At 40.7% G+C, this 26,549-nt stretch carries 21 protein-coding genes; 11 read left to right on the top strand and 10 right to left on the bottom strand.

The genetic code is table 11. The features are described 5' to 3' along the window. The 3 genes from V7K69_RS31165 to V7K69_RS31155 all read right to left on the bottom strand — a co-directional run. The coding region (locus V7K69_RS31165; RefSeq protein WP_335041843.1) for an AAA-like domain-containing protein at positions 1-2,465 on the bottom strand (2,465 nt) is incomplete at its 3' end. Positions 2,466-2,567: 102 nt separating this feature from the next. Beyond that, positions 2,568-3,194 carry a type I restriction endonuclease gene (locus V7K69_RS31160; protein ID WP_335041841.1) on the bottom strand — a complete coding sequence of 209 codons (627 nt, stop codon included), beginning with the start codon at positions 3,192-3,194 and terminating at the stop codon, positions 2,568-2,570. A gap of 66 nt (positions 3,195-3,260) precedes the next feature. Beyond that, entirely contained in the window at positions 3,261-4,901 is a 1,641-nt protein-coding gene (locus V7K69_RS31155; RefSeq protein ID WP_335041839.1) for an AAA-like domain-containing protein, read from the bottom strand. Between the two features lie 108 nt (positions 4,902-5,009). On the opposite strand from V7K69_RS31155, the gene V7K69_RS31150 reads away from it, so the two are divergent. Continuing rightward, complete coding sequence (locus tag V7K69_RS31150; RefSeq protein ID WP_335041837.1) at positions 5,010-5,345, top strand: hypothetical protein; 336 nt, start codon at positions 5,010-5,012, stop codon at positions 5,343-5,345. A gap of 91 nt (positions 5,346-5,436) precedes the next feature. Here the strand turns inward: V7K69_RS31150 and V7K69_RS31145 are convergent, their stop codons facing one another. Continuing rightward, positions 5,437-6,495, bottom strand: coding sequence for a serine/threonine protein kinase (locus V7K69_RS31145; RefSeq protein ID WP_335041835.1), 1,059 nt, complete (start codon positions 6,493-6,495; stop codon positions 5,437-5,439). A gap of 236 nt (positions 6,496-6,731) precedes the next feature. Then, positions 6,732-7,625 carry an alpha/beta fold hydrolase gene (locus V7K69_RS31140; RefSeq protein WP_335041833.1) on the bottom strand — a complete coding sequence of 298 codons (894 nt, stop codon included), beginning with the start codon at positions 7,623-7,625 and terminating at the stop codon, positions 6,732-6,734. A gap of 157 nt (positions 7,626-7,782) precedes the next feature. Here V7K69_RS31140 and V7K69_RS31135 point away from each other — a divergent pair, with 157 nt between their 5' ends. Continuing rightward, the gene (locus V7K69_RS31135; RefSeq protein ID WP_335041831.1) at positions 7,783-9,426 is read left to right on the top strand and encodes an S-layer homology domain-containing protein; all 1,644 of its coding nucleotides are present in this window, start codon (positions 7,783-7,785) and stop codon (positions 9,424-9,426) included. Positions 9,427-9,436: 10 nt separating this feature from the next. On the opposite strand, the gene V7K69_RS31130 is transcribed toward V7K69_RS31135, so the two are convergent. Then, positions 9,437-9,874: a VOC family protein gene (locus tag V7K69_RS31130; protein ID WP_335041829.1), complete on the bottom strand. Its 438-nt coding sequence runs from the start codon at positions 9,872-9,874 to the stop codon at positions 9,437-9,439. Between the two features lie 112 nt (positions 9,875-9,986). Here V7K69_RS31130 and V7K69_RS31125 point away from each other — a divergent pair, with 112 nt between their 5' ends. After that, positions 9,987-10,766 (top strand): MBL fold metallo-hydrolase, encoded by a 780-nt coding sequence (locus V7K69_RS31125; RefSeq protein WP_335041827.1) that lies wholly within the window; start codon positions 9,987-9,989, stop codon positions 10,764-10,766. Positions 10,767-11,074: 308 nt separating this feature from the next. Here the strand turns inward: V7K69_RS31125 and V7K69_RS31120 are convergent, their stop codons facing one another. Beyond that, complete coding sequence (locus V7K69_RS31120; RefSeq protein WP_335041825.1) at positions 11,075-12,100, bottom strand: mechanosensitive ion channel family protein; 1,026 nt, start codon at positions 12,098-12,100, stop codon at positions 11,075-11,077. A gap of 108 nt (positions 12,101-12,208) precedes the next feature. On the opposite strand from V7K69_RS31120, the gene V7K69_RS31115 reads away from it, so the two are divergent. The 8 genes from V7K69_RS31115 (at position 12,209) to V7K69_RS31080 (ending at position 24,348) form a co-directional block, all read left to right on the top strand. Then, a complete protein-coding gene (locus V7K69_RS31115) occupies positions 12,209-13,126 on the top strand; it encodes a histone deacetylase family protein (protein ID WP_335041823.1) in 918 nt (305 codons plus the stop codon). A 30-nt stretch (positions 13,127-13,156) separates the two neighbouring features. Beyond that, positions 13,157-13,528, top strand: a complete 372-nt coding sequence (locus V7K69_RS31110) for a hypothetical protein (RefSeq protein WP_335041820.1) — start codon at positions 13,157-13,159, stop codon at positions 13,526-13,528. Positions 13,529-13,549: 21 nt separating this feature from the next. Next, entirely contained in the window at positions 13,550-18,031 is a 4,482-nt protein-coding gene (locus V7K69_RS31105; protein ID WP_335041818.1) for a translation initiation factor IF-2 N-terminal domain-containing protein, read from the top strand. Between the two features lie 314 nt (positions 18,032-18,345). Next, entirely contained in the window at positions 18,346-18,552 is a 207-nt protein-coding gene (locus V7K69_RS31100; protein WP_335041816.1) for a hypothetical protein, read from the top strand. A gap of 481 nt (positions 18,553-19,033) precedes the next feature. Beyond that, positions 19,034-20,887, top strand: coding sequence for a hypothetical protein (locus V7K69_RS31095; protein ID WP_335041814.1), 1,854 nt, complete (start codon positions 19,034-19,036; stop codon positions 20,885-20,887). A gap of 394 nt (positions 20,888-21,281) precedes the next feature. After that, complete coding sequence (locus V7K69_RS31090; RefSeq protein WP_335041812.1) at positions 21,282-22,571, top strand: glucose-1-phosphate adenylyltransferase; 1,290 nt, start codon at positions 21,282-21,284, stop codon at positions 22,569-22,571. A 54-nt stretch (positions 22,572-22,625) separates the two neighbouring features. Then, on the top strand, positions 22,626-23,216 hold the full coding sequence (locus tag V7K69_RS31085) for an AAA family ATPase (RefSeq protein WP_335041810.1): 591 nt from the start codon (positions 22,626-22,628) through the stop codon (positions 23,214-23,216). 118 nt (positions 23,217-23,334) lie between these two features. After that, a complete protein-coding gene (locus tag V7K69_RS31080) occupies positions 23,335-24,348 on the top strand; it encodes a DnaJ C-terminal domain-containing protein (protein WP_335041807.1) in 1,014 nt (337 codons plus the stop codon). A 46-nt stretch (positions 24,349-24,394) separates the two neighbouring features. Here the strand turns inward: V7K69_RS31080 and V7K69_RS31075 are convergent, their stop codons facing one another. The 3 genes from V7K69_RS31075 to V7K69_RS31065 all read right to left on the bottom strand — a co-directional run bounded on the left by V7K69_RS31075 (position 24,395) and on the right by V7K69_RS31065 (position 26,423). After that, positions 24,395-25,057, bottom strand: coding sequence for a glutathione S-transferase family protein (locus V7K69_RS31075; protein ID WP_335041854.1), 663 nt, complete (start codon positions 25,055-25,057; stop codon positions 24,395-24,397). A gap of 63 nt (positions 25,058-25,120) precedes the next feature. Further along, a complete protein-coding gene (locus V7K69_RS31070) occupies positions 25,121-25,657 on the bottom strand; it encodes a peroxiredoxin family protein (RefSeq protein WP_335041804.1) in 537 nt (178 codons plus the stop codon). Positions 25,658-25,811: 154 nt separating this feature from the next. Further along, positions 25,812-26,423 (bottom strand): peroxiredoxin, encoded by a 612-nt coding sequence (locus tag V7K69_RS31065; RefSeq protein ID WP_069068387.1) that lies wholly within the window; start codon positions 26,421-26,423, stop codon positions 25,812-25,814. Positions 26,424-26,549 lie beyond the last annotated feature (126 nt).

Raw genomic sequence — 26,549 nt, 5'->3', positions numbered from 1 at the left:
TTGCCATCCGGGCTGAAGACGACGCTTCTGACCTCATTGCTATGCCCAGTCAGGGTGGAAATTTCTTTGCCCGTGTCCCGATTCCACAATTTGATGGTGTTGTCACGACTGGCGGAAGCTAAAGTTTTGCCATCCGGGCTGAAGACGACGCTTCTGACCTCATTGCTATGCCCAGTCAGGGTGGAAATTTCTTTGCCCGTGTCCCGATTCCACAATTTGATCGTGTTGTCAGCACTGGCGGAAGCTAAAGTTTTGCCATCTGGGCTGAAGACGACGCTGTTGACCAAATTGCTATGCCCAGTCAGGGGGGAAATTTCTTTGCCCGTGTCCCGATTCCACAATTTGATCGTGGTGTCAGCACTGGCGGAAGCTAAAGTTTTGCCATCTGGGCTGAAGACGACGCTATAGACCGAAATGCTATGCCCCTCCAACTGATTTTGTTCACGAATGTTCAGCAGAATAGTCTGTAAACTAAACAAAGGGCTGTAAGCCGGATATTCTGCTAAAGATTGTTTATCCTTAACTAGACTTTTCAATTCTTTAGAAGCCCGCATCGTTAACAGCAATCCGTCAATTTCCCTTGAATAAAACTGTCGCAGCGCATTTGTTCCGTCTTGTTCCAATCGCGTAGCTGTGAGGGCATTTTTCCGGGCTACATCTGCCTCTTTCTTGGCAATCTGCGCTGTTTTCAAATCTCCTTGTGCTTGCTGTTGTTGTTGCTGTGCCTTGTTTAGTCCCTCCAAAGCATTTTTCCGGGCAATGTCTGCTACTTTCAGGTCACTTTGAGCTTTTCCTGTTTGTTGTTGTGCCTGTTGTTTTTCTATGGTTGCTTTCTTGGCATCTTCCTCAGCAGACTTCGCCTTTTTTGTTGCGGCTTTAAACTGTTGATTAGCTTTTCTCAAGTTAGCTTTTGCTTGTTTCTCTCTGGCTTCTGTGTTTTTTGCCTGCTGCGATATCCGCTCGTTTTTTTGACGCTGGGCTTCGGCTTCTGTCTTAGCTGTTTTTAAATCTGTGTTGGCATGATTAGCTTGCTGAACACTCTGTTGTGCAAATATTCCCGAAGCAATTGCCCCCACCAGAGCAAAACCCAGCACTACAGAACCAATGCGAATCCGTCGATTAGCTTTGTGGTTCGCTTCTGCTAAAACTTGCTTTGCCTGTTCCTCTGCCTCCAGCCTTTTCTGCACATCGCGCTTTTCCAACTCTTGGCTAGCAGCTAAAAACTGGTAGTCCAAATCACTCAAACTTTTACCGAGTGCCCATTCTTGGGCATCTTGCAAAGTCTGTCCCCGCAACAAGCGCGACTCATCTTCACGTTCCGACTCAACCCAGGCATTAAATGTATCGGAGTAGGGGCGCAAGTTTGCTAAAATCTTTTCGCACCACTCTTGCTTAAACACCTCTGCATAAATCCGGTTATAAATTCGCAGCTTCCCCTCCCGCTTCACCACCAAACCCGTCAACCGCAGTTCCGTTTCTTCAGGACTATCATCAGCTACTATCTCTCCCTGCTGCAAAATCTGCTGATACAACCCCAACAATCGCCCAGTTCTTTGTTCTCCACTCTGCATGATTCTGTCTCGAATCGTCTTCAAATGCTCCGGCTCATCTTGCGTCTCCCAATTCTCAATAATCCCCTCGCGTACCAACTCTTCTACCCAGTCCCCAATCTCTAGTCCCCAGTTCCTAGTCTCCAGTCCCCCCTGTACCAGCAACTTACAAACTTTTTGCGTCAAAAACGGCTGTCCTCCCGTCCAGTCCAGCACCACCTGCATTAACTCTTGAGAATCACCCACTTCTGCTAATCCCTGTGCCAAGGGTTGCGCCTCTTGGAGTTGAAAGCCAGTTAAATCAATTGCCTGTCCAATATTAAAAGGTGTCCGGCGTTTGTCTTGAATCAAATCTGAAGGCGTAGATACTCCAATCAACGCAAAGGTGAGGCGATTATATTCAGGATGGTCTGCTCGTCGGTTGTAGCAATCGCGGATAACTGCAAAAAAGTCATCCAAGTTGAATGAAAGACTCAATATGCTGTCAATTTCATCAATAAAAATAACAATCTTTTCTGTAATTGTTTTTAGTAATATTGTTTCAATAAACTTGCTAAAGTGCTGCACTGGTGAAAGCAAAGCGTTATCAGTCCACCAAGTATCTAAATCAAAAGTTGGATAAATATTAAAACTTCCCACCAGAGTATCAATCACCCCGGCGTACCACTGTTCTGGGGTAATATCTGCCGTCCCAATAGCTGTAATATCAACAACAGCACAAGCAAATCCCTCTGTTTGCAACTGCTGCATTACCTGCACCCGCAAGCTAGATTTCCCCATCTGCCGGGAATTGAGTACATAACAAAAATTCCCAGCCTTCAAGCCTTCATAGAGGTCATGGTCAGCTTGCCGTCTGACATAAGTTGGTGCATTTTGAGGCAGACTACCACCGACTTGATATTGGTACTGGGTCATAAACAATTAAAAATTAAAAATTAAAAATTAAAAATTATAAAGTCTAAGCTAGTTTGGTTTTGGTATGGTGCGTTAGTCAATGGCATAACACACCCTACAAGATTACGAATTACGAATTAAATAAGCTAGGTGCTTTAATACTTTCAAAACAATATATATGTCATCACGACTATCTAAAGCAAACAAATCAGATAGAGCGTATTGTGGAGTTTCAGTTTTTAGCAGTTTGATAAATCTAAATTCATTACCATTGGTGACAAACCCAAAAACAGGTTTTGCCGAAGTTGCATCTGCCAACATATAAGCCAATGCTTGTGGAATTGCTGGCACTAATGAGTAATCTGCTCGTTTTGCCTCAATAACGAGAACCCAAAGTGGAGGATGGAACACTAAGATGTCAATACGTCCTCTGATAATGATGCCTTCGTCTTCAGAAGAAATTCTGACCTCTTGTTCTGAGGCGATGTAGAAAGGCGGTTGATAAAAACCTGCTAGGCGCAATAGTGGAGATAGCACTACCATTTTGATTACAGGTTCTAAAATAGGATATTTCGATAGATGCAAATATTCTGTCTTGACTTCGTTGAGAGATTGCTTTTCTAAATCACTCAACTTAGGTAAATCTTGCTGCCACTCTGAAAAAAAAAGTTCGTCGTCTGCAAGGTGTAGACCAAATTCATCGATGAGTTGGGCTAGGGTGATATCTTTTCCTTGAATAAGTTGAACCATTGTTGAGCCTTTTAGTTAAATGGTAATTGCAGATGAAAGTATTTCAGGTTTTCCTAATGTAGTTTTTTAATTTTTAATTCCCAACCGATTCAAAAAATATTGACGGTACAATTCACACAGTGGCACTACTTGATTACCTTGAAACTTAACTAACCCCATACTGCGGAGTTTGAATGCTTCAGTTGTGCCTACATCCACGGCGCGATTTGCCATCATCGCTTGTTTGACGGCAGCTAGCAATTCTGCATCCTCTTGCAAGTTCAGCCAATGGCGGCGTAAATGGTCACTGTAAGGCCCTTCCTCGGTTGCCGCGATTTTTTGAAGATTTCCCAGCGTCATCCTGCCACGGGCAATTTCATAAAGCGCTACCCGCACTAAATAAGGATGACCACCGACGAGTGTCATTAATTCTTTAATTTGTGAGTCAGACCAATTGAGTCCGTGACGCTGTACCAAGTCTTGTACTTGTGTTTGATTTAAGTCTGGCAATTCAATGGGTAAGCCGACATTAAAAGGCGACTGATTAATATTGAGCGGTATATAAACTTCCTTAGAATGCACAATCACCAACCGGAGATTTTTCCAAACTGTCTCATTCTTTGACCGTTCATGCCAAGCTCGTAGTAATCCAAAAAAATCAGCCGCAATTATGGGATGCTTAAAGACTTCATCAACTTCATCCAAACCCAAAGCTATGGGGCTATTAATGGCGGGTAATAAATACCGTTGAAAGTAATTTGTACATTTATTCTTGCTACCTAAAACACCCTTCCAATAATCGTCTAGCTTCTCTGGTAGATTCAATTCGTAAGTAATGCTGGCACAGAACCACTGCAAAAACTGGTCTAAATTACCGAGAAATTCTGCATCAGCTGACTGGAAATTCACGGGTGCTGTCTGATAGCCATGTTGACTAGCATGATGGAGAACCCGCGACATCAGCGAAGTTTTGCCCATCTGGCGGGGAGCTTTGATGCGAATTAAGGCCCCTGGTTGAAGAATGGCTTCATAACAGTCTACCTCAATCGGCGATCGCTCGACATAGAAAGCAGAGTTTAAAGCTACCTGCCCTTCTGGATTTTCTAAGGATACTGCTGTTTTTATCTCGGTATCTGGAATCGTTTCGTTAGCAGAGATAGCACCTTGAGCATTGTTCCGACTTTTCAGCACTGGGGTAGAAGACTCTGGAATACTTTCTAAGTCAATAGCGCTACAGCCAAACTCATAAGCATCCTCATAAGACCTATCAGCGCCCAGTGCATCATAAAAGCCTACCGCAAATTTAATTGCGGCGCGATCGCCAATTGCCCGATTCATCCCAACCACGCAATTGATGTGTTGATAAATAGACTCGGCTTGCACCTCGCTGTAACAGGCATTTAATAATACACACTCAATTTTGTTTTTAAATAACTTAAATAGCCTTGCCAGTGACTCTGTACTCACTAGCTGCATTTGCCCTGTATTATTTTCCAAGGCTAAACCTTGATTTCCACCCCCATGTCCAGAAAAATGGATGATATGAGGATTATGGTCTAAAAGCGCACGCCGCAAATCGTCAGGACGCACCGCCCATTTAGTAATTAGTTCAAACTTATCTCGGCTGCGAGAGCGTTGCAACCCTTCCTGAATTTCCCTTACTTCCTCGTCCAAGCGAAGTTTATCTGTCGTTGTGGGATTAGCTGACACAATCAGGATTTTTTTCACAGCGCTATCAACTATTGAATGCAGGCTTCTGGCTTAGATGTAGTTTACTACAGCAAATAACTACACAATTACTGATAGTACATTACCGTTGACAAGTATTTGAACTGGATGAATCCACCTTTTATCTCCGTTAACGACTATTTGAACTGGATGAATCCACCTTTTATCTCCGTTAACGAGTGTTTGAACTGGATGAATCCACCTTTTATCTCCGTTAACGAGTGTTTGAACTGGATGAATCCACCTTTTATCTCCGTTAACGAGTGTTTGAACCGGATTCATCCACCTTTTATCTCCGTTAACGAGTGTTTGAACCGGATTCATCCACCTTTTATCTCCGTTGACGAGTGTTTGAACTGGATTCATCCACCTTTGAACTCCGTTGACGAGTCTTTAATACTCGTGAAAATGACAGCAATTTTCACAAGGGTGGAATACATATAATTTTAGGGGCACAATATATTGTGCCCCTAATCATGTAGTCTATTCAATTGAAAACGACTGTAATCCTTAGCCAGATGCAACCTAATTAATCTTAATTTCCGGTTTTTTGTTGACAACTTGCTTTGAAATCTAAGCTTTGACATTCTCTAGTTTCCAGCAATTGCCTAACTGCACTACCAGGCTGACAACTCATCAAAGTTGCCCCCATCGCAGCTAGTGTAATAACAGTTGCTAGTCCCAGCACTGTAGCTCGTTTTCTAGGTTTGATTGTACTGATTAAATTATCTATTCCAGTGCCAGTACCAACAACCTCAATTGGCTCAAGTGCTTTTAAAGCAATAGCCGCATTAGCATAGCGACGGTTTCGGTTACGTTCCACCATTGTCATTAACCACCACCGAAAACGCGGACTGATTTGAGGAACTAATTGCTGGAAATTAAAGCGGTAGTTATCATCAATTAATTTTCCAATATCAACAGAACGGGTATTAGTAAGTAAGCAAATTAGTGTTGCTCCTAAACTATATAAATCTGATGCCTCAGTCAGGGAATGACCAAACTGTTCTTCTGGTGGCATAAAACCTGGGGTTCCTGCTATAAAGCTGCTAAGAGCTATTTTTGCACCCTGTATTCTAGCTAATCCAAAATCAACTAAATAAGTATTCAGTTGCTCATCAACCAAAATATTCTCTGGTTTGATATCCCGATGAATAATTGGCGGAGCTTGTTTTTGTAGATAAACCAAAAGCTCTAAAATTGACAGAGCAATTTGCTTAATTTCTTCTGGATGAAAGCTATTTTTTAAGCCTAAAGATGGGGCATTTTTATGTTCCTGTACCAGATAAAAAGCTCCTGGTATTTCAAAGGAATCTAGATAGCGAGGGATGCGAGAATGATTGAGTTGCTGCAAAATTTTGATTTCGCGCTCATAAGCTTTCACACCTGACAAATCAGCATCGGCCCGAGCAAAACAAAACTCTTTAATTACTACCTGTTGCTTAGAGTTGAGGACATTAGCTAAGTAAGTAATTCGTCCCCCTTCTCGGTTGCGTCCTAGTTCGCTGATAACTTGATAGCCTTGTTGAGAAAAATCTGGATGGTGATTTGAGGGAATTACCTCTTTATGTCCATTACGCACATCAAGCTCCATTACAAACCATACAAGTTTGATTCTGTCAATCCTTTTGGGAGAGGGAATAGGCAACAGGCAACAGGCAACAGTGAAATTTGTGCTTGTAGATGCCGTTCGGTTGCCTGTTCAATCTAAAATCTAAAATCTAGAATCTAAAATTGAGTGACCCAGATTGTTAGCCCCATTTCTACTCTGCATAGGCCAAGACACATTGACAGAAAGTATCTTTGCATTTGCGTCTTGGCATAAAATTACTAATTTTGCGTTAGCCAATCGATAATCTGGGCATTGACAACATCTGGAACTTCATCGTGCGGACAATGACCGGCATTGGGAATGGGAACTATTTTGATTTCTTTGCCATTCTCACGCGCCTCTTCGTAAATCTTGGCCCCGGTAATTGGTGTCCAGGGATCATCAGCACCCCAAATTACTAATAGAGGACGTTCTACTTTGGGCAAAAGTTCCTCTGGACTAGGGCCAGGAGGGGCTGTGAGAATGGAAGCGAAGACTTGTTGCGCTCCTGGGTCGCAAGAGGGAGTATAAAGTAAATCGACTAATTCATCGGTGACGGCTTGGCGATCGCGGTAAACTTGGTAGAGAGTACGGCGAATTTGGGCTTTTTGGCGAATGCGGTTATAGACAAATTTACCTGTAATTGGCGATCGCACAAACCGATTAAAAGCTGCCATCACCATCCGTAGCGGTGGGTTCAATTCGTGGGGACGATGACTCAATCCACCCGCAGAGTTTATTAAAATACCACCAGCAGCGATTTCTGGATGTTCTACCAGTACAATTAAGCTCAAAAGTGCGCCGATGGAGTTGCCAATAAATACGGCAGGTTCTTGGATGTGTGCTGTGCAGAAATCTTTCAGCAGTTCCACCCAAACTTCCACACTGTAATCAATGGGCGCTTTATCGGAACCACCAAAGCCTAAAAGGTCTATGGCAAATACTTGGTAGCCAGCATCAGCTAAAACTGGGATATTTTTACGCCAATGTCCAATGGAAGCACCGAAGCCGTGAACCAGTACTAGAGGTCTTCCTGTGCCCATGACAGTGTACTGAATTTTGTAGCCCTGCCAAGTCCAAAAGAATTTTTCAAAAGCGTCTTGAGTTGCAAGCGGTTGTGTACTTACAGTCATTATTAAGATTAATAAAGTGTTTCTTTAATATAGTAATTTTCTCTGACCGAAAGAGTGCTGAGTGCTGTTAGTTCCATCTACCCCAAGGGATTAATAAGTCAAGGTGTACTTAGTATCCCTTGACTTATTAGATGAATGGTGATGTGAGATGAAATACATGAATCAAAGTTACTTTGCTCAAATGAGCAAATTTATTTTAGCTGTAACCTCAGTGGCAATATTTTCGCCAATATCTTCTGCATCGGCAGCTTTAGGGTTCTCTACTACCGTCGCCCAAATATCTGATAATTCCACAAATCAACTACTTTTAGTTGATAAAAAAGTAGAAACAACGAATCGCACTCAGGTAGATAGTAATAAAGTTTCGGCAAAAGGGAAAAAAACAGGTTTTAGCCTTGCGATTTGGCAACCAGCAAATACTTTTTCAGAGGTAATTGCCCGCGTTTCTGTCAAGAGTAAAAGTGATAATAATTATTTACAAGAACGGTTTGTGGGCGATTATAAATACAAAATTAAGCAAAGAGTAAAATTTGTTAAGGGGTTAAAAGCTAGCGATCGCATTGTCGTGCGATTGTATGATATTCAAAACCGCTTTATTGGCTACAGCGAATTTGAATGTTTGCCGGCAAACACCACAGTTAACCTGATTGTGTCAGCCAAGCCTAATGAATACCAAGTTGTTCGCACTGTTTATGGTCTTGATGCTGACCAAGACGGCACTATTGACACAAATGCCACCACCTACGACTACTTTACCCAAATCAGAAACCAAGGTGTTATTTTCCTGAGCAGTTCTCAAACCTTTCAAGGTAGTCAGTTCCAAGTAGAAGGTTTGTCAACAATTGCCAAAACAAGTGTTTATCCCCTTTCTTTCACTCAAGGAGATTATGCTTTAGTCCGTCAGTCGTTCGTTAAGGCTTTTAGTTCCGACTTGGCAGATGTTTTGCAAACTAATCCAGGTAGTATGGTGCAGGTGATGGAAGTCAGCGATAACTCTAGCTACGACATTAGTCAAATGCTAATGAATTATCGCCAAATCAGTATGTCTCGAACTCTGCAAGTTGGTTTTTCTGATGTTTCCGTAAACTACTGGGCTAGAAATTTTATTACCAAATTGGCAAGAATGGAAATTCTCGAAGGTTTTCCTGATGGGACTTTCCGTCCAGATGCACCAGTAACTCGTGCCCAATTTGCGGCAATGTTGCAGAAAGCCTTTGCCAAGGGGAAAATTCGCCAAGCTATTGCTTTTAAGGATGTCTCAAATCGATATTGGGCTTACAATGCCATCAGCGAAGTTTATCAAATGGGCTTTTTAAACAGTGTTGTGGGTAAGGATTTCAACCCCAGCCAAAAGCTTTCTCGCCTTGATGTTTTGGTAGCATTAGCGCAGAGATTAAATTATCAAGCTACTGGCTCCACAGATACAATCTTATCTGTTTATAGCGATGCAAATACTATCCGTCCTGAATATCGCAGTCTGATTGCTGCTTTGACACAACGCGGTATAGTCGTCAACTATCCCAATGTGAACTTGCTAAATGCTGAACAGGTAGCAACCAGGTCTGAAGTATCTGCTTTAATATACCAAGCCTTGTCTAGCACTGGAAAGGTTGCAAACATCTCGTCGCAATATGTGGTTGGACAACAACAAGTTGCAACTGAGGATTCGATGGAGCGTGTCAAACCGCGTCGCCATTGCAACCAAGGAATTGGTAATGGCGCTGAGGGATGCGACCCAGGCAATTCACGTCCTTACGGTGGTAGTAATGATGAAGGTGGACGCACCCCTGGTAAAAAGTAATACTCTTTTTTTAAGAGACGCGATTAATTGCGTCTCTAGCTTGCTCAACTGTAAAACTAATTTCCTGACCATAGGAAATTTCTAGTGTATGACCATCAGGGTCTCGAATAAAAGCCCAGTAACCAACCGGAAAGCCCCAGTCATTTGGACCATCCAACAGTATTCCCTCAGCGCGTGCCTCATTGCATAGGCGATCGATTTCCTCACGATTCTGATAAGCTACCCCAAGATGGGATTGTGGTAATAATGCGCCTTCTACTTTAGCTGCTTTAATTAGGACAATCACAAAAGGTCTAGTCAGGTCACTAATCCAAGCAACATCTACGTGAGTAGTTTGATCGGTGCGACGATGCACAACTGTCATCTGAGCATACTTTGCATAAAATGAGATACTTGCATCAACATCACTAACTGCAAGTGCAATGTGAGTAAAACCAAGATCAGACATAAAAAAACCCTGTGTGTAGACTTAAGCGCACGAATGTAGGTATTGACCTCATTGCTTACATAGAAAGCTGACACGATTGATAATGAAGGTAGGCGTTATCTTCACAAAATTTATGTTTTTAACTTGGTTCGACAGCAACTCTTGGTTACTGGAAATTGGTGGGAAAAGAATACTGATTGACCCTTGGCTGGTTGGTTCGTTAATTTTCAGCAATTTAGATTGGTTATTTAAAGGTTCGCGATCGCAAAATCGCCCAATACCAGATAATATTGACTTGATCCTGCTATCTCAGGGTTTAGAAGACCACGCCCACCCACCAACGCTTCAGGTACTCGACCACAACATCAAAGTTGTAGCCTCTCCCAATGCTGCCAAGGTAGTACAGCAGTTAGGTTACACCCAAGTTACTACTCTTGCTCATGGTGAAACTTTCACTTTAAATAATCAAGTTGAAATTAAAGCTTTCCCCGGTTCGCCCATTGGCCCCACTCTAGTAGAAAATAGTTATCTTCTCAAAGAATTAGAGAGTGGTGTAACTGTATACTACGAGCCTCACGGTTATCATTCTCCACAACTTCAGCAATCTGCACCCATTGATGTCGTGATTACACCGTTTATTGATATGACGTTGCCTTTGCTGGGGCCGATTATTAAAGGCAAAAATAGCGCTTTAGAAGTAGTAAAGTCGTTACAACCTCAAGTAATAATACCTACGGCGGCTGGTGGTGATGTGGCGTTTGAAGGATTGCTGATGAAACTCATTCAAACTAAAGGAACTGCTGAAGAATTTCGTTCGTTAGTAGAGAAAAATAATCTGGCGACACAGGTACTTGAACCGAAACCAGGCGATCGCTTTGAACTACCATTAGAAAAACGAGCATTAGCAATTTAAGTTAGCTCACGTCTTGCACGCGTAACCCAACATAAAATTTGGTGGTAATGTTGGGTTGCGTTTCACTCCACCCAACCTACATAAATATATCTTAGGACTTACGCAAAATATCTCTCAAACTCTTATTTCTCCGTGCCGCGCCAGTTGCTACCCTGCGGGAACGCTAAGAGCGAACAAGTCGGGGAACCCGCCCAACGCACTGGCTTCTATGTGCCTCTGCGGTTCGTTATTCCGTAACTCATGCGTAAGTCCTATATCTTTTAAAAAACTCTAGGTTTCAACATAGATGAGGTTTAGCGTGGCAAATACTAATTTTTTCCTATAGCTGAATTATTTTGCATATACACTTTTCTAATCGGAAAAGGAATTTGAATTCCAGCTTGCTTATAACGTTTGTGTAACTTTTTCACAAATAAATGTTTTCCAATCCGTTGATCAAAGTATTCATTTACGCGCATATAAAGCGTAAAATCTATACTAAAATCATTAAAAGTATGAAATCTAATAAATGGTTCACTTTGTTTTAATTCCGGTGCAATTTCTTGCATAACTTCTTTAGCCACTTCTACAGTTACTTTTTCAACTTGTTCCAAATCGCTATCATAACTGACACCCACATCCATTGTTAAAGTAATTTCCTTGGCGGGTAAATGATAGTTGGTGAAAATCGCTGATGATAATTTAGAATTAGGAACAATTACTACATTATTGGAAATTTCTCTCATTGTTGTATTGCGCCAAGAAATATCTATAACATATCCCTCATGTCCAGCATCTAATTTTACATAGTCTCCGGTTCTAACTTGCTTGGAAATAATTAAGTAAAAGCCAGAAAACAAATTTGCTAAAGTGTCTTGAAGTGCCAAACCAACTGCTAAACCACCAATACCTAAAGTTGTGATGATCGGGGTAATTTGAACACCCACAGTTTGCAATATGATTAATGTTCCCAAAACTAAAACAGTAATCTTCGCAAGGTTAGAAATTAGCGATGTGGGAACCCCTTCTGCTCTGCGAATAAATAAATTCACAAAACCAGCAGTCAATCTGGCTAAAACTAGGGTTACAGAATACAGCAGTGCGATCGTCAGAACTTTTTGCAGTACGATCGCAATATCCGGTTTAAGGGGTGCGCTCAGAATTGCCCAAAAAAAACCGGCAATGACAAACCAAATAAAAGTCATGCGGTGCAGAGACTGAAATATAATATTCCCTCCCGCAATTCGTTTATTATTAACGAATATTTCTAGTTTTTTGAAAATAACTTTTTCACCAATTATTCCAGCCAGTAAGCCAGCTAGAATAAATGTTATCGGCGGAATCCATTCCATCATAATTAATTTAAATTTGGAATTTTAGATTTACAAGAACAGCATTTTTACTGTGATTATGGCTAAATTTTACCTTGTTGTCGGATTAGCTGCTTGAGATTGTCTTTCCTTATGGACTTGCCAATTATTTACCACCCAGATTACATTGCTCCATTACCTGAAGGACATCGTTTCCCGATGTCTAAGTTCCGACAACTCTACGAATTGCTGTTAGCTGATGGTGTAGCGAATCAAGAACAATTTCACACCCCTGAACGTCCGCCGCTAGAATTGATAGAGTTAGTCCACACCCCAAGCTACGTTCAAGCTTATTGCGAAGGAACCCTAGACCCCAAAGCACAGCGTCGCATTGGTTTACCTTGGAGTCCAGCATTAGCGAATCGTACCTGTGTAGCGGTAGGTGGTACGATACTCACCGCAAAACTGGCATTAAGTCATGGTTTAGCTTGTAATACGGCTGGTGGAACTCATCATGCCTTTCCCAGTTATGGGTCTGGTTTTTGTATTTTCAACGATTTAGCGATCGCTTGTCGCGTTTTACAAAAATTCGGACTCGTCCAAAAAATCCTGATTGTCGATTTGGATGTCCATCAAGGAGACGGTACCGCTTTTATCTTCCAAGACGACGATAGCGTTTTTACTTTCTCAATGCACTGCGAAGTCAATTTTCCCGGTACAAAACAAAATAGCGATTTGGATGTTCCTTTGCCGGTGGGAATGGAAGATGATGCTTATTTACAAACATTGGCGAATTATCTAACAGATTTGTTGTCTAAAGTCAAGCCAGACTTAGTATTTTATGATGCTGGTGTTGACCCTCATATAGGCGATCGCTTGGGCAAATTAGCCTTAACTGATGCTGGCATTTTTCGTCGGGAAATGCAGGTTTTAACTACTTGTATGAGTAGCGGTTATCCCGTCGCCTGCGTTATTGGCGGCGGTTATGCTGATGATATGAAATCTTTAGTTTGGCGGCATTCCCTACTGCATCGCGCCGCTACTGAAGTTTATCAACAGTATAAACTTTGATACAACCTCTATTCTTTGGAAGTCCCTTAGATGAGAAAATTGGGAAAAGCAATAACAGTAATAATATTAAGTACATTGTTAGGAATTCCGTTAACTATTTTATCGCTGTGGTATCAGAATCCTCCAGGTTGTGAACAACTCTGCTTAAGTGAACCATGTCTTCCAAATGCGTGTATGGGTGGTGATTCTTTAACGGCTGGGTTCCCATTCCCAATAGTGCATGATGATAATGCTGGCTCACCAGTACATGGCTGGGGAAGAATTGGAGTTGAAGATATCCAGAATCTAAATTTTGGGGCATTTTTCTTAAATGCCTTGTTTTACGGTGTCATAATAATCATGCTTTTTGCGGTTACAAAAAGTATTTTTAAATCCGTAAAACGTTCAAGACGGTTGGGCTAATACGGACAAGGTAAATAGTGGATGAACAACGGCAAACTCAGAGTCTACGAACTTGCAAAAGAATTAAATCTAGATAGCAAAAAGCTATTATTAATTTGTGAAAAGCTCAAAATTGTAGTCAAAGGTCATACCAGTTCAATTTCAGAAGCCGATGTAGAACGCATTCGTTTAGCGATAAGTAAATTAACAGCAAAATCCTCGAAAACTACTAAAATAACCTCTGAAGATTGGGGCTATACATTTATAGCTTCAGCAATTGATAGTTTCATCCGCCATCTTGAAGGTGAGGCTGCCTTGAAATCATATCCCGATTTTAGGGAACGGCGCGATCGCGCCAATGAGTTAATGTTTGAATGTGTCGGAAAAAAGCCTTCTTTATTTTATGTGCGTCGCAAAGGTGCAGGGAAAGAGGCAAGAGAGGAAATTTGGGATTTAACAATAGCGACAGACTCCGATGATTTTCCATTGCCTGCAAGACTTGACAAGCTCAGAAAAACATTAGGATTTAGAGCAGCTGTACAAAAAGATGGACGCGACGGTATAAAAATACTTTCGGCTCAGTTGTTACAACCCTCACGGGGACACGCCGACAGCTATGCTATACCTTGTCGCTTGCGTTTACTGGCTAATCATCAGCATCATCTCGACATTCCGCCAGCGACATTGAAGCGCATCGCCACCGCACCAGTTTGTGGCGAAAATGTACCTACAGAAGATCAGCTGAAAGCCTGGAAAGCGTTTTTGCAAATTGAGGAAAAAATTGCTAAAGCACGTCAATTTTGTGTGCGTTACGTAAGTCATAACTATAACTTCAAAAGGCGGATTAGTTTTGAAATTGATGTAAACTCAGCCACCCTTGACGGTTTTTATCAAAATTCCCTCGAAGTAGATAATTTTTGGGAACGAGCAAGACGTACAAAAAACGAAGATTTAAAACTTTTTGAAACTGCTCCTGTCGGAAAAAATTGGATTAGCGGTCGTCAATTAGGAACTGTTGAAGAAGTTGATCCCAATCGTTGTATTATCAGCCTCAGACTAGAACGCGATTTAGCTGAATTCATGGCAACAGAGCGCTATAAATTACCAGCTACCGGATTCTTATGTTTCGAGGCAGTTGGTGATATTCAGCAGATTCAGCGTAAGAAAAAAGCCTTAGATGATTTGAATAATGGTTACACCCAAAATCCATATTTAGGCAACTTTTTATTCGATGCTTCTCAAGCTAGACAAATCAAAAGTACTATTGAACTTCAACCACAAGATTTATTATTATCTTCCGCTAATCCAGGGCAAAAAGCAGCAGTAGAAAAGGTACTTGCTGCCAAGGATCTTGTTCTCATTCAAGGTCCACCAGGTACTGGTAAAACTACTGTAATTGCTGAAATTTGCTATCAAATTGCCCTTCGTGGTGGACGAACTCTAATTGCTTCTCAAGCCAATTTAGCAGTAGATAACGCCCTTAGTCGATTAGTTCATAACCCAGTAATTCGGGCAGTACGCAAGGGTAGAGCCGAAAAAGTTGGGGAAGAAGGACAGCCATTTTTAGAAGACCAAGTAATTGGCAGATGGCTAGAAAATACAGCTTATGACTGCGAAAATAATATTACACAACGTCTCGAAAATATCAAAATTTTCAGTCAATTACTGGCATCCTCACAAAGATTCACACCCTACTTCCAAGCAGAAGAAGAATTTAGCCAGCAGCAAGCGAAATTCAATAAAAATAAATTAAAGGTAGAAACAAACTTTAAAAATCAAGAAAAATCTTACAGCGAAACTATAGAAAAACAGAACAACGTTGAATCTCTAATTGCAGGTTTAGAAAATATACTAAACACTGCACCAAATATAAATTGGGAAGCTCCAGAAGTTACAGATTTTTTACCCCTTTTGAAGCCATACACCGAAGGTAATAGTTTAGTAGAAGAATTTTTAGCAAATATTCGTCAAACCATAAAATATACTGATGAACTTGGCTTAGTGCGTCCGGCGCTTGGTGCTTTTGGTTTAGCGGTTTGGTTGCGTGAAACTGTAGCAACAGAAATTTCTGGATTTAAATCTGCTTTTACTCATGCTCAAGAGGCTAGTCAAGCTATTTTAGAAGTTGCAGCATCAGTGGAGGTTGTCAAACAGAATTTTGCATTATTAAATCAAGTACAACCAGATTATCAGAAACATCTTGCTAAACTACAAAACCTACAGCAAACAATCCAGATTTGGGAAAATCGCCAACGGGAAATTGATTATATTATCTCAGCAGTAAAAGAATGGAAATCTACAGCACTTTCTCATCTATATCAAACTTTAAAAGATTGTCAGCAATCAGGTTTACCACTAACAGAGAATTTGGTGGACTTACCTCTTGGCTTATTGATGTTTGCTAATACATTAAAATTATCAATAGTACCAAAAACTTACAAAATTAACCTGCCAGAATGGGAGCTATTGACAAAAGCGATCACTTATGAAATAGATGGAGGTTTTACTGATAGACGGGGTAAACAGCATAATTTCAGCTATTTCTTGCAAGAAAATTTTAGTCAGATTCCAATGGTGCTATCAAAGAGCGATCGCACCCAATGGCAAGAAACCTATCAACAGTTTAGCAATTATCAGCTACTCAATCCCAAACAGCGAAAATTACTGGTCGAAAATACCCAGGTTTTCTTAATTAGAATGCAACGAACTTATGGCGCATCATGGGAATGGAATAATATCGATTCTACTCTCACCCGACTTACCCAAGAATTGTTAGATACTATTCTTATAAATGCACGCCAATGCGTTTTAAAAGTCAAAACCGAAACTGAACAACAGCTTCAGTATTTACAAAGACAATTAAATGAACTTCAGAAAAATGAAATTAGCCAACAGCAAATACCCATTACTCAAGTTGAGGTAGAAAAAGCACAACAAGACGCTAATGTGCAACTTGGTAGAGTTATTAATATCTTGCAAGAACTTAATCAACAAAATATACCTGCTCAATTACGCACTTTAACTGATAAATATCTTGCAACCCAATCAAATATTTGGGAAAATCCACAAGAATTTTCAAATCAAGTGAATTATTGGGTAACTTCCATTAGTCAGCTTGAAACCTTAATTTCATCCCTAGAACCTTTTGCGGTGTTGGAGATGATTAAAAATTCGCTACACGAACATTTATCAAAACTACAAGCAGAAACTGAAACTTCTCTACAGCAGCTTCAAAAATTACAAATTAGCTTGCGTGAAATAGAAGATAAATTACAACCACAACCATCAGATAGTTTAAGAGAAGAAAGAAATTGGTGGTTGACAGAATGGCAAAGAATCCCGGATAAGTTTAAACTAGAAAATTCTGCTGCTGACTTGTTTAATATAGAGTTATTGCGTGGTATCAATAATCAGTTTGAATCTTGGCAGAAAGAACTCGAAACAGAAAAAAATTATATTAACAAATATCAGAATTTTGTCCAAGATTGGATTGCAAAATTAAGACAGCCAAATGAGCGCGATCGCGACGATTTAAGGCGCATATATTTAGATAATGCCAACGTCGTTGGTATCACCTGCGTTCAAGCTGCAAATAGAGGTTTTTCGGAAGAATTCAAATCCTTTGATGTTGTTATTATTGATGAGGTTAGTAAGTGTACTCCACCAGAGTTACTAATCCCTGCCTTAAAAGGTAAAAAGTTAGTTATGGTAGGCGATCATCGGCAATTACCACCCATGCTTGACACTAGCACTTTAGAAGAAGTTGCTCAAACAATTGGTAATACACGAGACGAACTACAATTTTTAGAAGAATCACTATTTAAAAGTCAGTTTGAATCTGCTGATGAAAGCATTAAACAAATGCTAACTACACAATATCGAATGCACCCATTTATTATGGGTGCAATCAATCAGTTTTATGATGGTAAACTAGAATCTGGTATTTTGGAACCGGACACAAAACGCGCACATCATTTAGCAGGTGAAATTATCCAAGAATCTCAGCATCTTGTTTGGGTAAAAACGCCTATCGAGAATCAGTTTTTAGAGCAAAGAAATGGAACTTCTTACTTTAATACTCCAGAAATTGATGCCATTGAACATCTGTGTCAGCAGTTCGAGACTACTTGGGCTTCTAAAGTTGCTAATGGTGAACCAAAAAAAGAAATTGCCGTAATTACGTTTTATGGCGCTCAATTAAGAAAAATTGATGAACGCCTACAATCTGAACTTTTCCCTTCATTAGAGATTCGTACTGGTACCGTAGACAGATTTCAAGGTATGGAGCGACCTGTTGTAATTGTAAGTATGGTTCGCAATAATAGCAAAGGAGATGTGGGTTTTGCTAAGAAACCAGAACGGGTAAATGTTGCATTTTCTCGCGCCCAAGAACTGCTGATAATTGTGGGTTGTCATAAATTGTTTACCCATCAATCAGGTAAAGTCGGAAGTATGTATTCCGAAGTGTCAAATATTGTCAGTAAACATGAAGGTTTTGTTGATGTTTCTCGCCTTTTCAGTTAAACCTATTGATGACAATCTCAAGAAGGCTATCTACTGGGCAAATTAGCCTGTGTAGGTAGAGCTTATCTAGTAAACTGTATCATCTTTAGCAGTTATGCTGATAAAACGAAGTCCTTCGTTTGGCATTACTTCTTCCCAAAATTAAAACGATAAATAATATTTTCTTTCCTGTTTCCCTTACCCACAATCCTTTTTACCCTTTCCCTTTCAACTAAGAATTATTAAAATGCCAGACATTTCTGGAAAAGAGATTATGGGATGTGTAGTAAGAAAGCACATATCACTTGATGCTTAATTTAGCTCAAGGGGGTCTAATGATTGATCGCTTTGTAAATCTAATTTTTATCGATTCTTTCTCCTTAGCAATTAACCTCACGTTTGGTAAATTGCTTCACACTAAAATCTGCAACTATTCATGGGATGGAATGGTGAGCGATGAGCTTTCAACACCAGAAAGTGGCGCTAGTTCTTCTGAATCGCCAGTATCCTTGGAGGAAGATATAACCACTCCTATTTCATAAAGCCTGCTTAGAGACTATTTATAAAGTAAATCTTAAGTAAGGCAGACTACGGCTTCGCTATTACGCACCGTGTTACATAGCGGTGCGTTAGCACTTTGATGAAATTTTTTGTGAAAAATCATCTAGGAATATGGGACTAACACACCATACAATAATCTTATTTTTACTTTATAAATGACCTCTAAGGTTTTGCGATCGCAACTTTAACCCGATTAGGAGAAAAACGCGTTACGGCAATTACAGTATAAGTAGGGATTCAAAATGAGACTCTAGCGATCGCGATCGCTTCTACACCTACGCTGCTGAATACTCCCACAATGGCCATTCTTAGGTAAATTTATAATGTGCTAATATTTGTGACTGGTGCTGAATTTGCTTGGTGGTCTATGTCGTCATCAAAGCTTATTGAAACCATAAAGATACTTGGTCTCAGAGGTTACAAGTATTTGTACAAATTAAATTATCCAATCTTATTCCCTTGATGTTTCTCGCCTCTTCTGCTAAACCTATTGATGACAATCTCAAAAATTTTGTAGACGAAATAGAAGCGCAAAGTCCTAGCTTATCGGTTTTAGCAGCGCGTCAATTCCGTTATAGTTTGCGTCAAACTACTATAGAAGTAAATATCAAAGAACCCCGCCAATTTAACGTACTCGAAGAATTTATTATCCGCGCTGCAATTGAATTTGAACCCCCACCAACAGAGGATGAATTAGCCTCTGTACTTGGACTGGATTCTATATTTATCAAAACTACTACTGCAACTCTTCGCTCATTACAAACTTTATCACCAACATCACCAATTACAGTGACTTCTGAAGGTCGCTCATTTTATGAAAAAGGCTCTGTACCACAGCCCCCATATCCTGTACAGCTTAATGCTATTACAGATCCTTTAAGTGACAAAATAACCTTTCAAGCTGAATCACTAAGCGAGACAGTGATAAATTTACCAGATTTTGCAGATTTTATTACTATTGATCATACAATTGCTGATATCTCTTCTTTACAACTTGAGGAGATCCAAAAAAGTATTCAGGCTTCAGATTTAGTACTTCATGTCCCGGAAGAGGGAAAAATCGTTACTTCTTATAAGATATTAAATCCAAATCAAAAATTTTGGAGAAAGATATCTCTTTTCGTTATATTTGATGCCCTTGAAGAGAAATTAACCATCCAAATCAGAAATGGAAAACAAATTTTAGAGCCAGCATCAAATTGGTTAGAAGCTCTACACGCTCAAGGCAAGATATCCTTGCAAACATTATGTAAATTGTCAGACGAAACCATCAATTTTGAACATGAAGCCATTCTCAAACAGAAAAATACTGAAATAGAAGCTAGACTTGAAAATATTCGCCAAAAAGCCCTAAAAACTGCGATGAAAGCTGGTAAAAAAGTAGATAAATCTCCAGTATTAGGTGAAGTTTTAAAGTTACGCGACGGACAAATTAGCCAAGCGTTCTCAGAAGTTTTGAATTCTGCTAAAAGTCAGGTTATTATTTATTCTCCTTGGGTGAATCAGGCAGTTGTCGATGAAAAATTTCTAACTCTGTTACAAAAATTAGCTAATCGGGGAGTTTGGATTTTAATTGGATATGGAATTGCGCGGCGACAAGAAGATGAAGAGAAACCAATTTCGCCAGAAGTAGAGAAAAAACTGCGAGCAATAAAAACACCTGATGGTTTATCATCTGTAAAGGTTTTATGGCTGGGAGACTCCCATATAAAAGAAGTAATAGTTGATCAAGAAATCCATCTATGTGGATCTCATAATTGGCTATCTTATCGTGGTGATTACCTACCACGAGGTGAATCAGTTTATAAAGTCACAATTTTGCATCAAGTCCAGGAAGCTTATGAATTTCTTGCTAATCGCTTTCAAAATCAAGCTCAAAAGTTATGGCAAAATGCTCTAAACAACCACGATTCTAAACTAGCTGTAGAGTCTTTATATGTATGGGGTGCGCTAGGTATGGAAGACATTGCCCTGAAAAATATACAGCAAAACAATTGGCTAGAACTTCTGCCTGTGTGGTTAAATGTGGCACTTCAAGGGTTAAGATCGAAGAAGATACAAGCTGATTCAGAAAGTTTTAAAACCGCCCTTTCGTTGTTGAGTCAAGTTTCTATTGAAGAGGCTTTTCTTGAGTCATTGCAGGAAGGCTGGGGTAAAGTTATCGGCGCGATCGCAATTAACAATCCTAAAACTGCTTTAAAGTTACTTAGTGATGAAGTCTGGGTGCAGTTTCTACGTCTCAATATTGCCCAAAAGAGTGATTCACCTGATAATTTTATCTCGCAACATACTTTATCAAAGAAAATAAATAAATAACTATAGCAGTCAGCTTTGATTTTTGTTCGCGCAGCGTGGTGTAGCCATATTTCCTCGCGTGGTGCGCCCAGCACAAGCACGAAAACAGGCAACAAGGCTTTTCAAGTTAGTTGTACTAAGTTTTTTCAAAAAATTAAATATGATTTCTATATCGATATAAAATGCAAAAGCGATAGTCAAATTCCATGCAAGGCAAACGTAGCCAAAACTTCCTATATTGTTCACCTACCTAAATAAATACAAATGTTCTAGTTTTTTAGTTATCAGCCGTACTATTCATCATCAACAGCATTCTATAAAATTCATCCCTAAGAATCAGATGATCCCCCTTACCTGTGGTGGCAGACAGTCCTAAACTGAAGATGAGAGTTGAAAGGCAGTCGGGAGAAATTTTGTGAAAAAAGTATTATCAATCATCCTTGGCGGTGGCGCGGGTACTAGGCTTTACCCATTAACCAAACTCCGCGCTAAACCAGCAGTACCAGTAGCGGGGAAGTACCGCTTAATCGATATCCCTGTTAGTAACTGCATAAATTCCGAAATATTCAAAATCTACGTCCTGACACAATTCAACTCAGCTTCCCTGAATCGTCATATCGCCCGTACCTATAACTTTACTGGTTTCAATGAAGGTTTTGTGGAAGTGCTAGCTGCACAACAAACCCCAGAAAACCCCAACTGGTTCCAAGGTACAGCCGATGCAGTGCGTCAGTATCTGTGGTTGATGGAAGAATGGGATGTAGAAGAATATCTAATCCTTTCAGGCGATCACCTCTACCGGATGGATTATCGCCAGTTTATCCAGCGTCATAGAGATACAGGGGCTGATATTACTCTCTCAGTCATCCCCATAGACGAGCGCCGCGCCTCAGATTTTGGCTTGATGAAAATTGACGATTCTGGTAGGGTAATTGACTTTAGCGAAAAACCTAAAGGTGAAGCGTTAACCCAAATGCAAGTAGATACAAGTGTACTGGGATTAACAAAAGAACAAGCCCTGAAACAACCTTACATCGCCTCAATGGGCATTTATGTCTTCAAAAAAGAGGTTTTGTTCAAGTTGTTAAGAGAGGGTATAGAAAGAACTGATTTCGGCAAAGAAATTATTCCTGATGCCTCTAAAGATTACAACGTTCAAGCTTACCTTTTTGATGACTACTGGGAAGATATTGGGACAATCGAGGCATTTTATCATGCTAATTTAGCTCTGACTCAGCAACCCCAGCCACCCTTTAGTTTCTACGATGAAAAAGCACCAATTTATACCCGCGCTCGTTACTTACCTCCGACTAAACTATTAGAGTGCCATATCACAGAATCAATTATTGGCGAAGGTTGTATTTTGAAAAATTGCCGCATTCAACATTCAGTTTTAGGAGTGCGATCGCGGATTGAATCCGGCTGCGTCATCGAAGAATCTTTGCTCATGGGTGCAGATTTTTACCAAGCTTCTGTCGAACGCCAATGTAGCTTGATAGAAAATGACATTCCCGTAGGTATCGGTACAGATACAATCATTCGTGGTGCCATCATTGATAAAAATGCCCGCATCGGTCATGATGTCAAAATTATCAATAAAGATAATGTGCAAGAAGCTGAACGCGAAAATCAAGGTTTTTACATCCGCAGTGGTATCGTCGTCGTGCTGAAAAATGCTGTAATTGCTGATAGAACCATCATTTAATAGTGCTGAGTTGTGAGTGCTGAGTTATGAGTTAGAAATTATGAGTTATGAGTTATGAAAAAAATTTCCAATCACTCTTCACTCCTAACTTCTAACTCCTCACTCTTAACTTCTCACTCAGCACTCAGCACTCAGCACTCAGCACTCATTTTGCTGATTGGTCTTCCAGGTAGCGGTAAGTCAACTTTTGCAAAACAATTACTGGCAGAATGCCCCCAGATGCTCCTGATTTCTACAGATGGTATCCGGGGGCAATTGTTCGGTTCTCAAGCCCTTCAGGGGCCGTGGCTGCTGATTTGGCAGGAAGTAGAAAGGCAATTTCAACAAGCTATTTCTACAGCAAATACAGCCATTTTCGACGCTACCAATGCCCAACGCCGTCATCGCCGTGAAGTCATTGCTTTAGCCCGTGAATTGGGCTTTACCCAAATTATGGGAATTTGGGTGGATACACCAGTCTGGCTGTGTTTGGCACGTAATAAAAGGCGATCGCGCCAGGTTCCTGAAGAAATTATTTTGCGGATGCACCGTCAACTCCGGGATGCCCCCCCAAGCCTGGAAGAGGGGCTAGACGGGCTGATCCGCTTATCAGAAAAATCGGAGTACGGAAATTGCGATCGCACGTTGAGCAAGAACCCCACTTGATTTTCTATATTCTTTGTTAATTTAAAATCAGATTCTTTTGCTTGGCACTCTACCTAGCAATTAAATATCTGTGTTCTTAAAAAAAAACATAACAGTAATTTCTATAGGAGGCTAGTAGATGGCTGCAACCGACTTCAAGGACTATTACGCAATTTTGGGAGTTAGTAAGACTGCCACTCAAGATGAGATTAAACAAGCCTTTCGTAAACTAGCCCGCAAATATCACCCCGATGTCAACCCAAATAACAAACAGGCAGAGGCACGCTTTAAAGAAGTTAGCGAAGCCTACGAGGTTGTTTCAGATGTAGATAAACGCAAAAAATATGACCAATTCGGTCAATATTGGAAGCAAGCTGGCGAAGGTTTCCCCGGCGGCGGCGTTGGTGCCGATATGGGTGGCTTTGACTTCAGTCAATACGGCAATTTTGATGAGTTCATTAATGAGTTGCTAGGACGCTTTGGCGGTGCTGCGCCTCGCGGTGGGGGTGGGCGACAAAGTTACTCACAAAGTTACTCTTACCGCCCTCCTACAGGTGCTACAAGTGGTTTTGGTGGCTTTAACGATTATGGATTTCAAGATCCAGGCGCGGGTACTTCCCAGGATAGCGAAGCTATAATCACCCTAACTTTTGCTGAAGCCTTTAACGGCGTGCAAAAGCGCTTCAGTTTAGGTAACGAGACAATTGATGTTCGTATCCCATCTGGAGCTAAACCTGGTACTCGTCTGCGCGTGCGGGGCAAAGGTCAAATCAACCCGATGACTCAACAACGAGGAGATTTATACTTAAAAGTTGAACTTCAGCCGCACTCGTTTTTCCAAATGGAAGGCGATAACTTGGTGTGCGAAGTGGCAATCACACCAGATGAAGCTACTCTGGGAGCGTCTATTGATGTACCCACTCCCGATGGTTCAGTTAATGTCAAGTTACCAGCCGGAGTGCGTTCTGGACAATCGCTGCGTTTACGTGGCAAAGGTTGGCCCCTCGCCAAGGGTGGACGTGGCGATCAGTTGGTGAAGGTGGCGATCGCACCACCAAAAGACCTCAGCCAACAAGAACGAGAATATTATGAAAAAATCCGGGCTATACGTACTTATAATCCCCGCAGTCATTTGCAGCAAGTCAAGCTGTGAAAACTTCGGATTGTAGAAACGGTAAAATTTACTGTTTCTACATTGATTAGGTCTGATGCCGCGTATTTCTCGCTACAATGACAGACTTAAACGCTTCCATTGCCTCTGGTGTAGACTCGGTAGCTTGCCACGATGGACGTACAACTAAGCGATCGTGCCAAGCATTCAGTTTTGGATAATCTTTTAAAGAAATCCCTACTTCCGGCAGCCATATTACTACAGTTCCAGCCACAACCTCAGCTAGAGTTAGGTTTTGACTACCAAAGTAAGGGCGATCGTCAAGTAAATTCTCGAATAATTTCAGTACTATTGAAATTTTCTGCTTCGCTTGATCAATTTTTTCGGGACTTTCTCCAGGTAAACCTAATATCTGAGGTAAAAATGTGGTGGTTGCTGGCAAAAGCTCATTTACAGTTACCAGTTGTACCATCCGTGCGATCGCTAAATCTTTGGCATCTTTAGGCAACATCGCAGGTGTGGGATATTTTACCTCTAAATAGTCCAGGATTGCTAAAGATTCCACGACATTAAAGCCGTCATCTCCCAAAGCTGGAATATGATGGAAGGGACTAATTGCCAAAAACTCTGGTTTAAACTGTTCCCCATCTAGCTTTATCTCTACTAATTCAAACTCAAGTCCTTTTTCCAGCAGAGTAATCCAGACGCGACGGGAGTTAGGAGAAATAGATGAATGATAAAGGGTCAGCACCATAAAACCTCACAGTTTTATCAGTAGAGTGGGTATTGCCAATTAATTTTACACCTTTTATACTCAATTAAATTGTTCTAGCAAAGTCTCAATACTAGCATTGTGATCCAGAAAAGAAAATAAATGCCAGTAGCTGAGTTTTCCTTCTTTATCTAATACAAACTGGGCTGGCAAAGGCGCTCCTAGTGCTTGCCCTACTTGATAGGTACGAAAAACTCGACAACTAGGATCGCTCAACAACGGCATTTTCAAGCCTAAATCTTTCACAACAATTTGACTCTGCCGTTCATCGGTACTAGTAATCATTAAAACTTCTATACCACGATTTTTAAATTGCTCATAGTTCTCATTCAAAGCTTTGATATGAGGAAAACAAAATGGACAATATTGTTTTTCAGTAAAGATGCGAGTAAAGGCGAGTAAGACTGGTTGCTTGCCTTTATAATCAGACAATTTTACTAAAGTTCCGTTGGTAATATCTGGCAGTTGAAAATCAGGCGTTCCTACTCCAAACCTGAGTTGATTTCTAGCTGGAACTGGTAAAAAGTTGCGGAAGAATCGCTCATTTAATAAACCCCTAAAATCAGTTGAAGTCAACATATTTTTAACCCTAATTATTTAAATACTATTTTATGAAAAAACCACAGATAGATACAGAGGTTGACACTGTTTCATGTGTATCTCTGTTTATCTGTGGTTTTCATTGATTTTGCTCTCAACTCCAACAACTTGGATTAGAGTTTGCTAAGGGAATTTAGACAGCAGAGAAGTAAACTTTAGACTTCACTGGGTCAGGATTCATTGTCTTGTCACCAGGTTGCCAACCAGCTGGGCAAACTTCATCGGGGTGAGATTGAACATACTGAATTGCTTGTAATGTCCGCAGGGTTTCATCAACGCTGCGACCAAAAGCTAGGTTGTTGATGGTAGCGTGCTGTATGATACCATCTTTATCGATGATGAACAGACCACGCAAGGCAATGCCGGCTGCTGGGTCAAGAACGTTGTAAGCGGCGCTAATCTCTTTCTTGATGTCTGAGACTAGAGGATAATTCAGGTCGCCGACACCACCAGACTTACGATCTGTTTGAATCCAAGCGAGGTGGGAGAATTCACTGTCAACGGAAGCCCCAAGGACTTCAGTATTGATTTTTTTGAATTCTTCGTAGCGATCGCTAAATGCTGTGATTTCAGTAGGACAAACAAAGGTAAAGTCTAGTGGGTAGAAAAACAGGACGACATACTTACCGCGATAATCGGAAAGTTTAATTGTCTTAAATTCCTGATCTACCACAGCCGTTGCTGTGAAATCGGGAGCTTGTTGGCCAACGCGGAGGCTTCCTTCGGTTCCGTAAGTAAGGGACATTAACCTAATTCTCCTTTATCGGTTTATTAGCGTTGGAATACGGGTCAAGTAAAACTTACCCATCCACGCTCTCACAGTTTAATTACGATCTGTTACGACTATATCATACTCATAACGATTTTGAGT

The sequence above is a fragment of the Nostoc sp. genome, from assembly GCF_036917775.1.
GTDB lineage: Bacteria > Cyanobacteriota > Cyanobacteriia > Cyanobacteriales > Nostocaceae > Nostoc.
The sequence above is the reverse complement of the archived record's forward strand: the minus strand, read 5'-3'. Positions and strand labels throughout refer to the sequence as shown.

Coding starts and splice junctions, on each gene's coding strand:
- V7K69_RS31065 (WP_069068387.1), bottom strand. CDS start 26,423: ATGTCCCTTACTTACGGAACCGAAGGAAGCCTCCGCGTTGGCCAACAA.
- V7K69_RS31080 (WP_335041807.1), top strand. CDS start 23,335: ATGGCTGCAACCGACTTCAAGGACTATTACGCAATTTTGGGAGTTAGT.
- V7K69_RS31125 (WP_335041827.1), top strand. CDS start 9,987: ATGTTTTTAACTTGGTTCGACAGCAACTCTTGGTTACTGGAAATTGGT.
- V7K69_RS31095 (WP_335041814.1), top strand. CDS start 19,034: ATGTTTCTCGCCTCTTCTGCTAAACCTATTGATGACAATCTCAAAAAT.
- V7K69_RS31130 (WP_335041829.1), bottom strand. CDS start 9,874: ATGTCTGATCTTGGTTTTACTCACATTGCACTTGCAGTTAGTGATGTT.
- V7K69_RS31115 (WP_335041823.1), top strand. CDS start 12,209: ATGGACTTGCCAATTATTTACCACCCAGATTACATTGCTCCATTACCT.
- V7K69_RS31150 (WP_335041837.1), top strand. CDS start 5,010: ATGAATCCACCTTTTATCTCCGTTAACGACTATTTGAACTGGATGAAT.
- V7K69_RS31100 (WP_335041816.1), top strand. CDS start 18,346: ATGATTGATCGCTTTGTAAATCTAATTTTTATCGATTCTTTCTCCTTA.
- V7K69_RS31120 (WP_335041825.1), bottom strand. CDS start 12,100: ATGATGGAATGGATTCCGCCGATAACATTTATTCTAGCTGGCTTACTG.
- V7K69_RS31135 (WP_335041831.1), top strand. CDS start 7,783: ATGAATCAAAGTTACTTTGCTCAAATGAGCAAATTTATTTTAGCTGTA.
- V7K69_RS31145 (WP_335041835.1), bottom strand. CDS start 6,495: ATGGAGCTTGATGTGCGTAATGGACATAAAGAGGTAATTCCCTCAAAT.
- V7K69_RS31105 (WP_335041818.1), top strand. CDS start 13,550: ATGAACAACGGCAAACTCAGAGTCTACGAACTTGCAAAAGAATTAAAT.
- V7K69_RS31070 (WP_335041804.1), bottom strand. CDS start 25,657: ATGTTGACTTCAACTGATTTTAGGGGTTTATTAAATGAGCGATTCTTC.
- V7K69_RS31140 (WP_335041833.1), bottom strand. CDS start 7,625: ATGACTGTAAGTACACAACCGCTTGCAACTCAAGACGCTTTTGAAAAA.
- V7K69_RS31110 (WP_335041820.1), top strand. CDS start 13,157: ATGAGAAAATTGGGAAAAGCAATAACAGTAATAATATTAAGTACATTG.
- V7K69_RS31160 (WP_335041841.1), bottom strand. CDS start 3,194: ATGGTTCAACTTATTCAAGGAAAAGATATCACCCTAGCCCAACTCATC.
- V7K69_RS31085 (WP_335041810.1), top strand. CDS start 22,626: ATGAAAAAAATTTCCAATCACTCTTCACTCCTAACTTCTAACTCCTCA.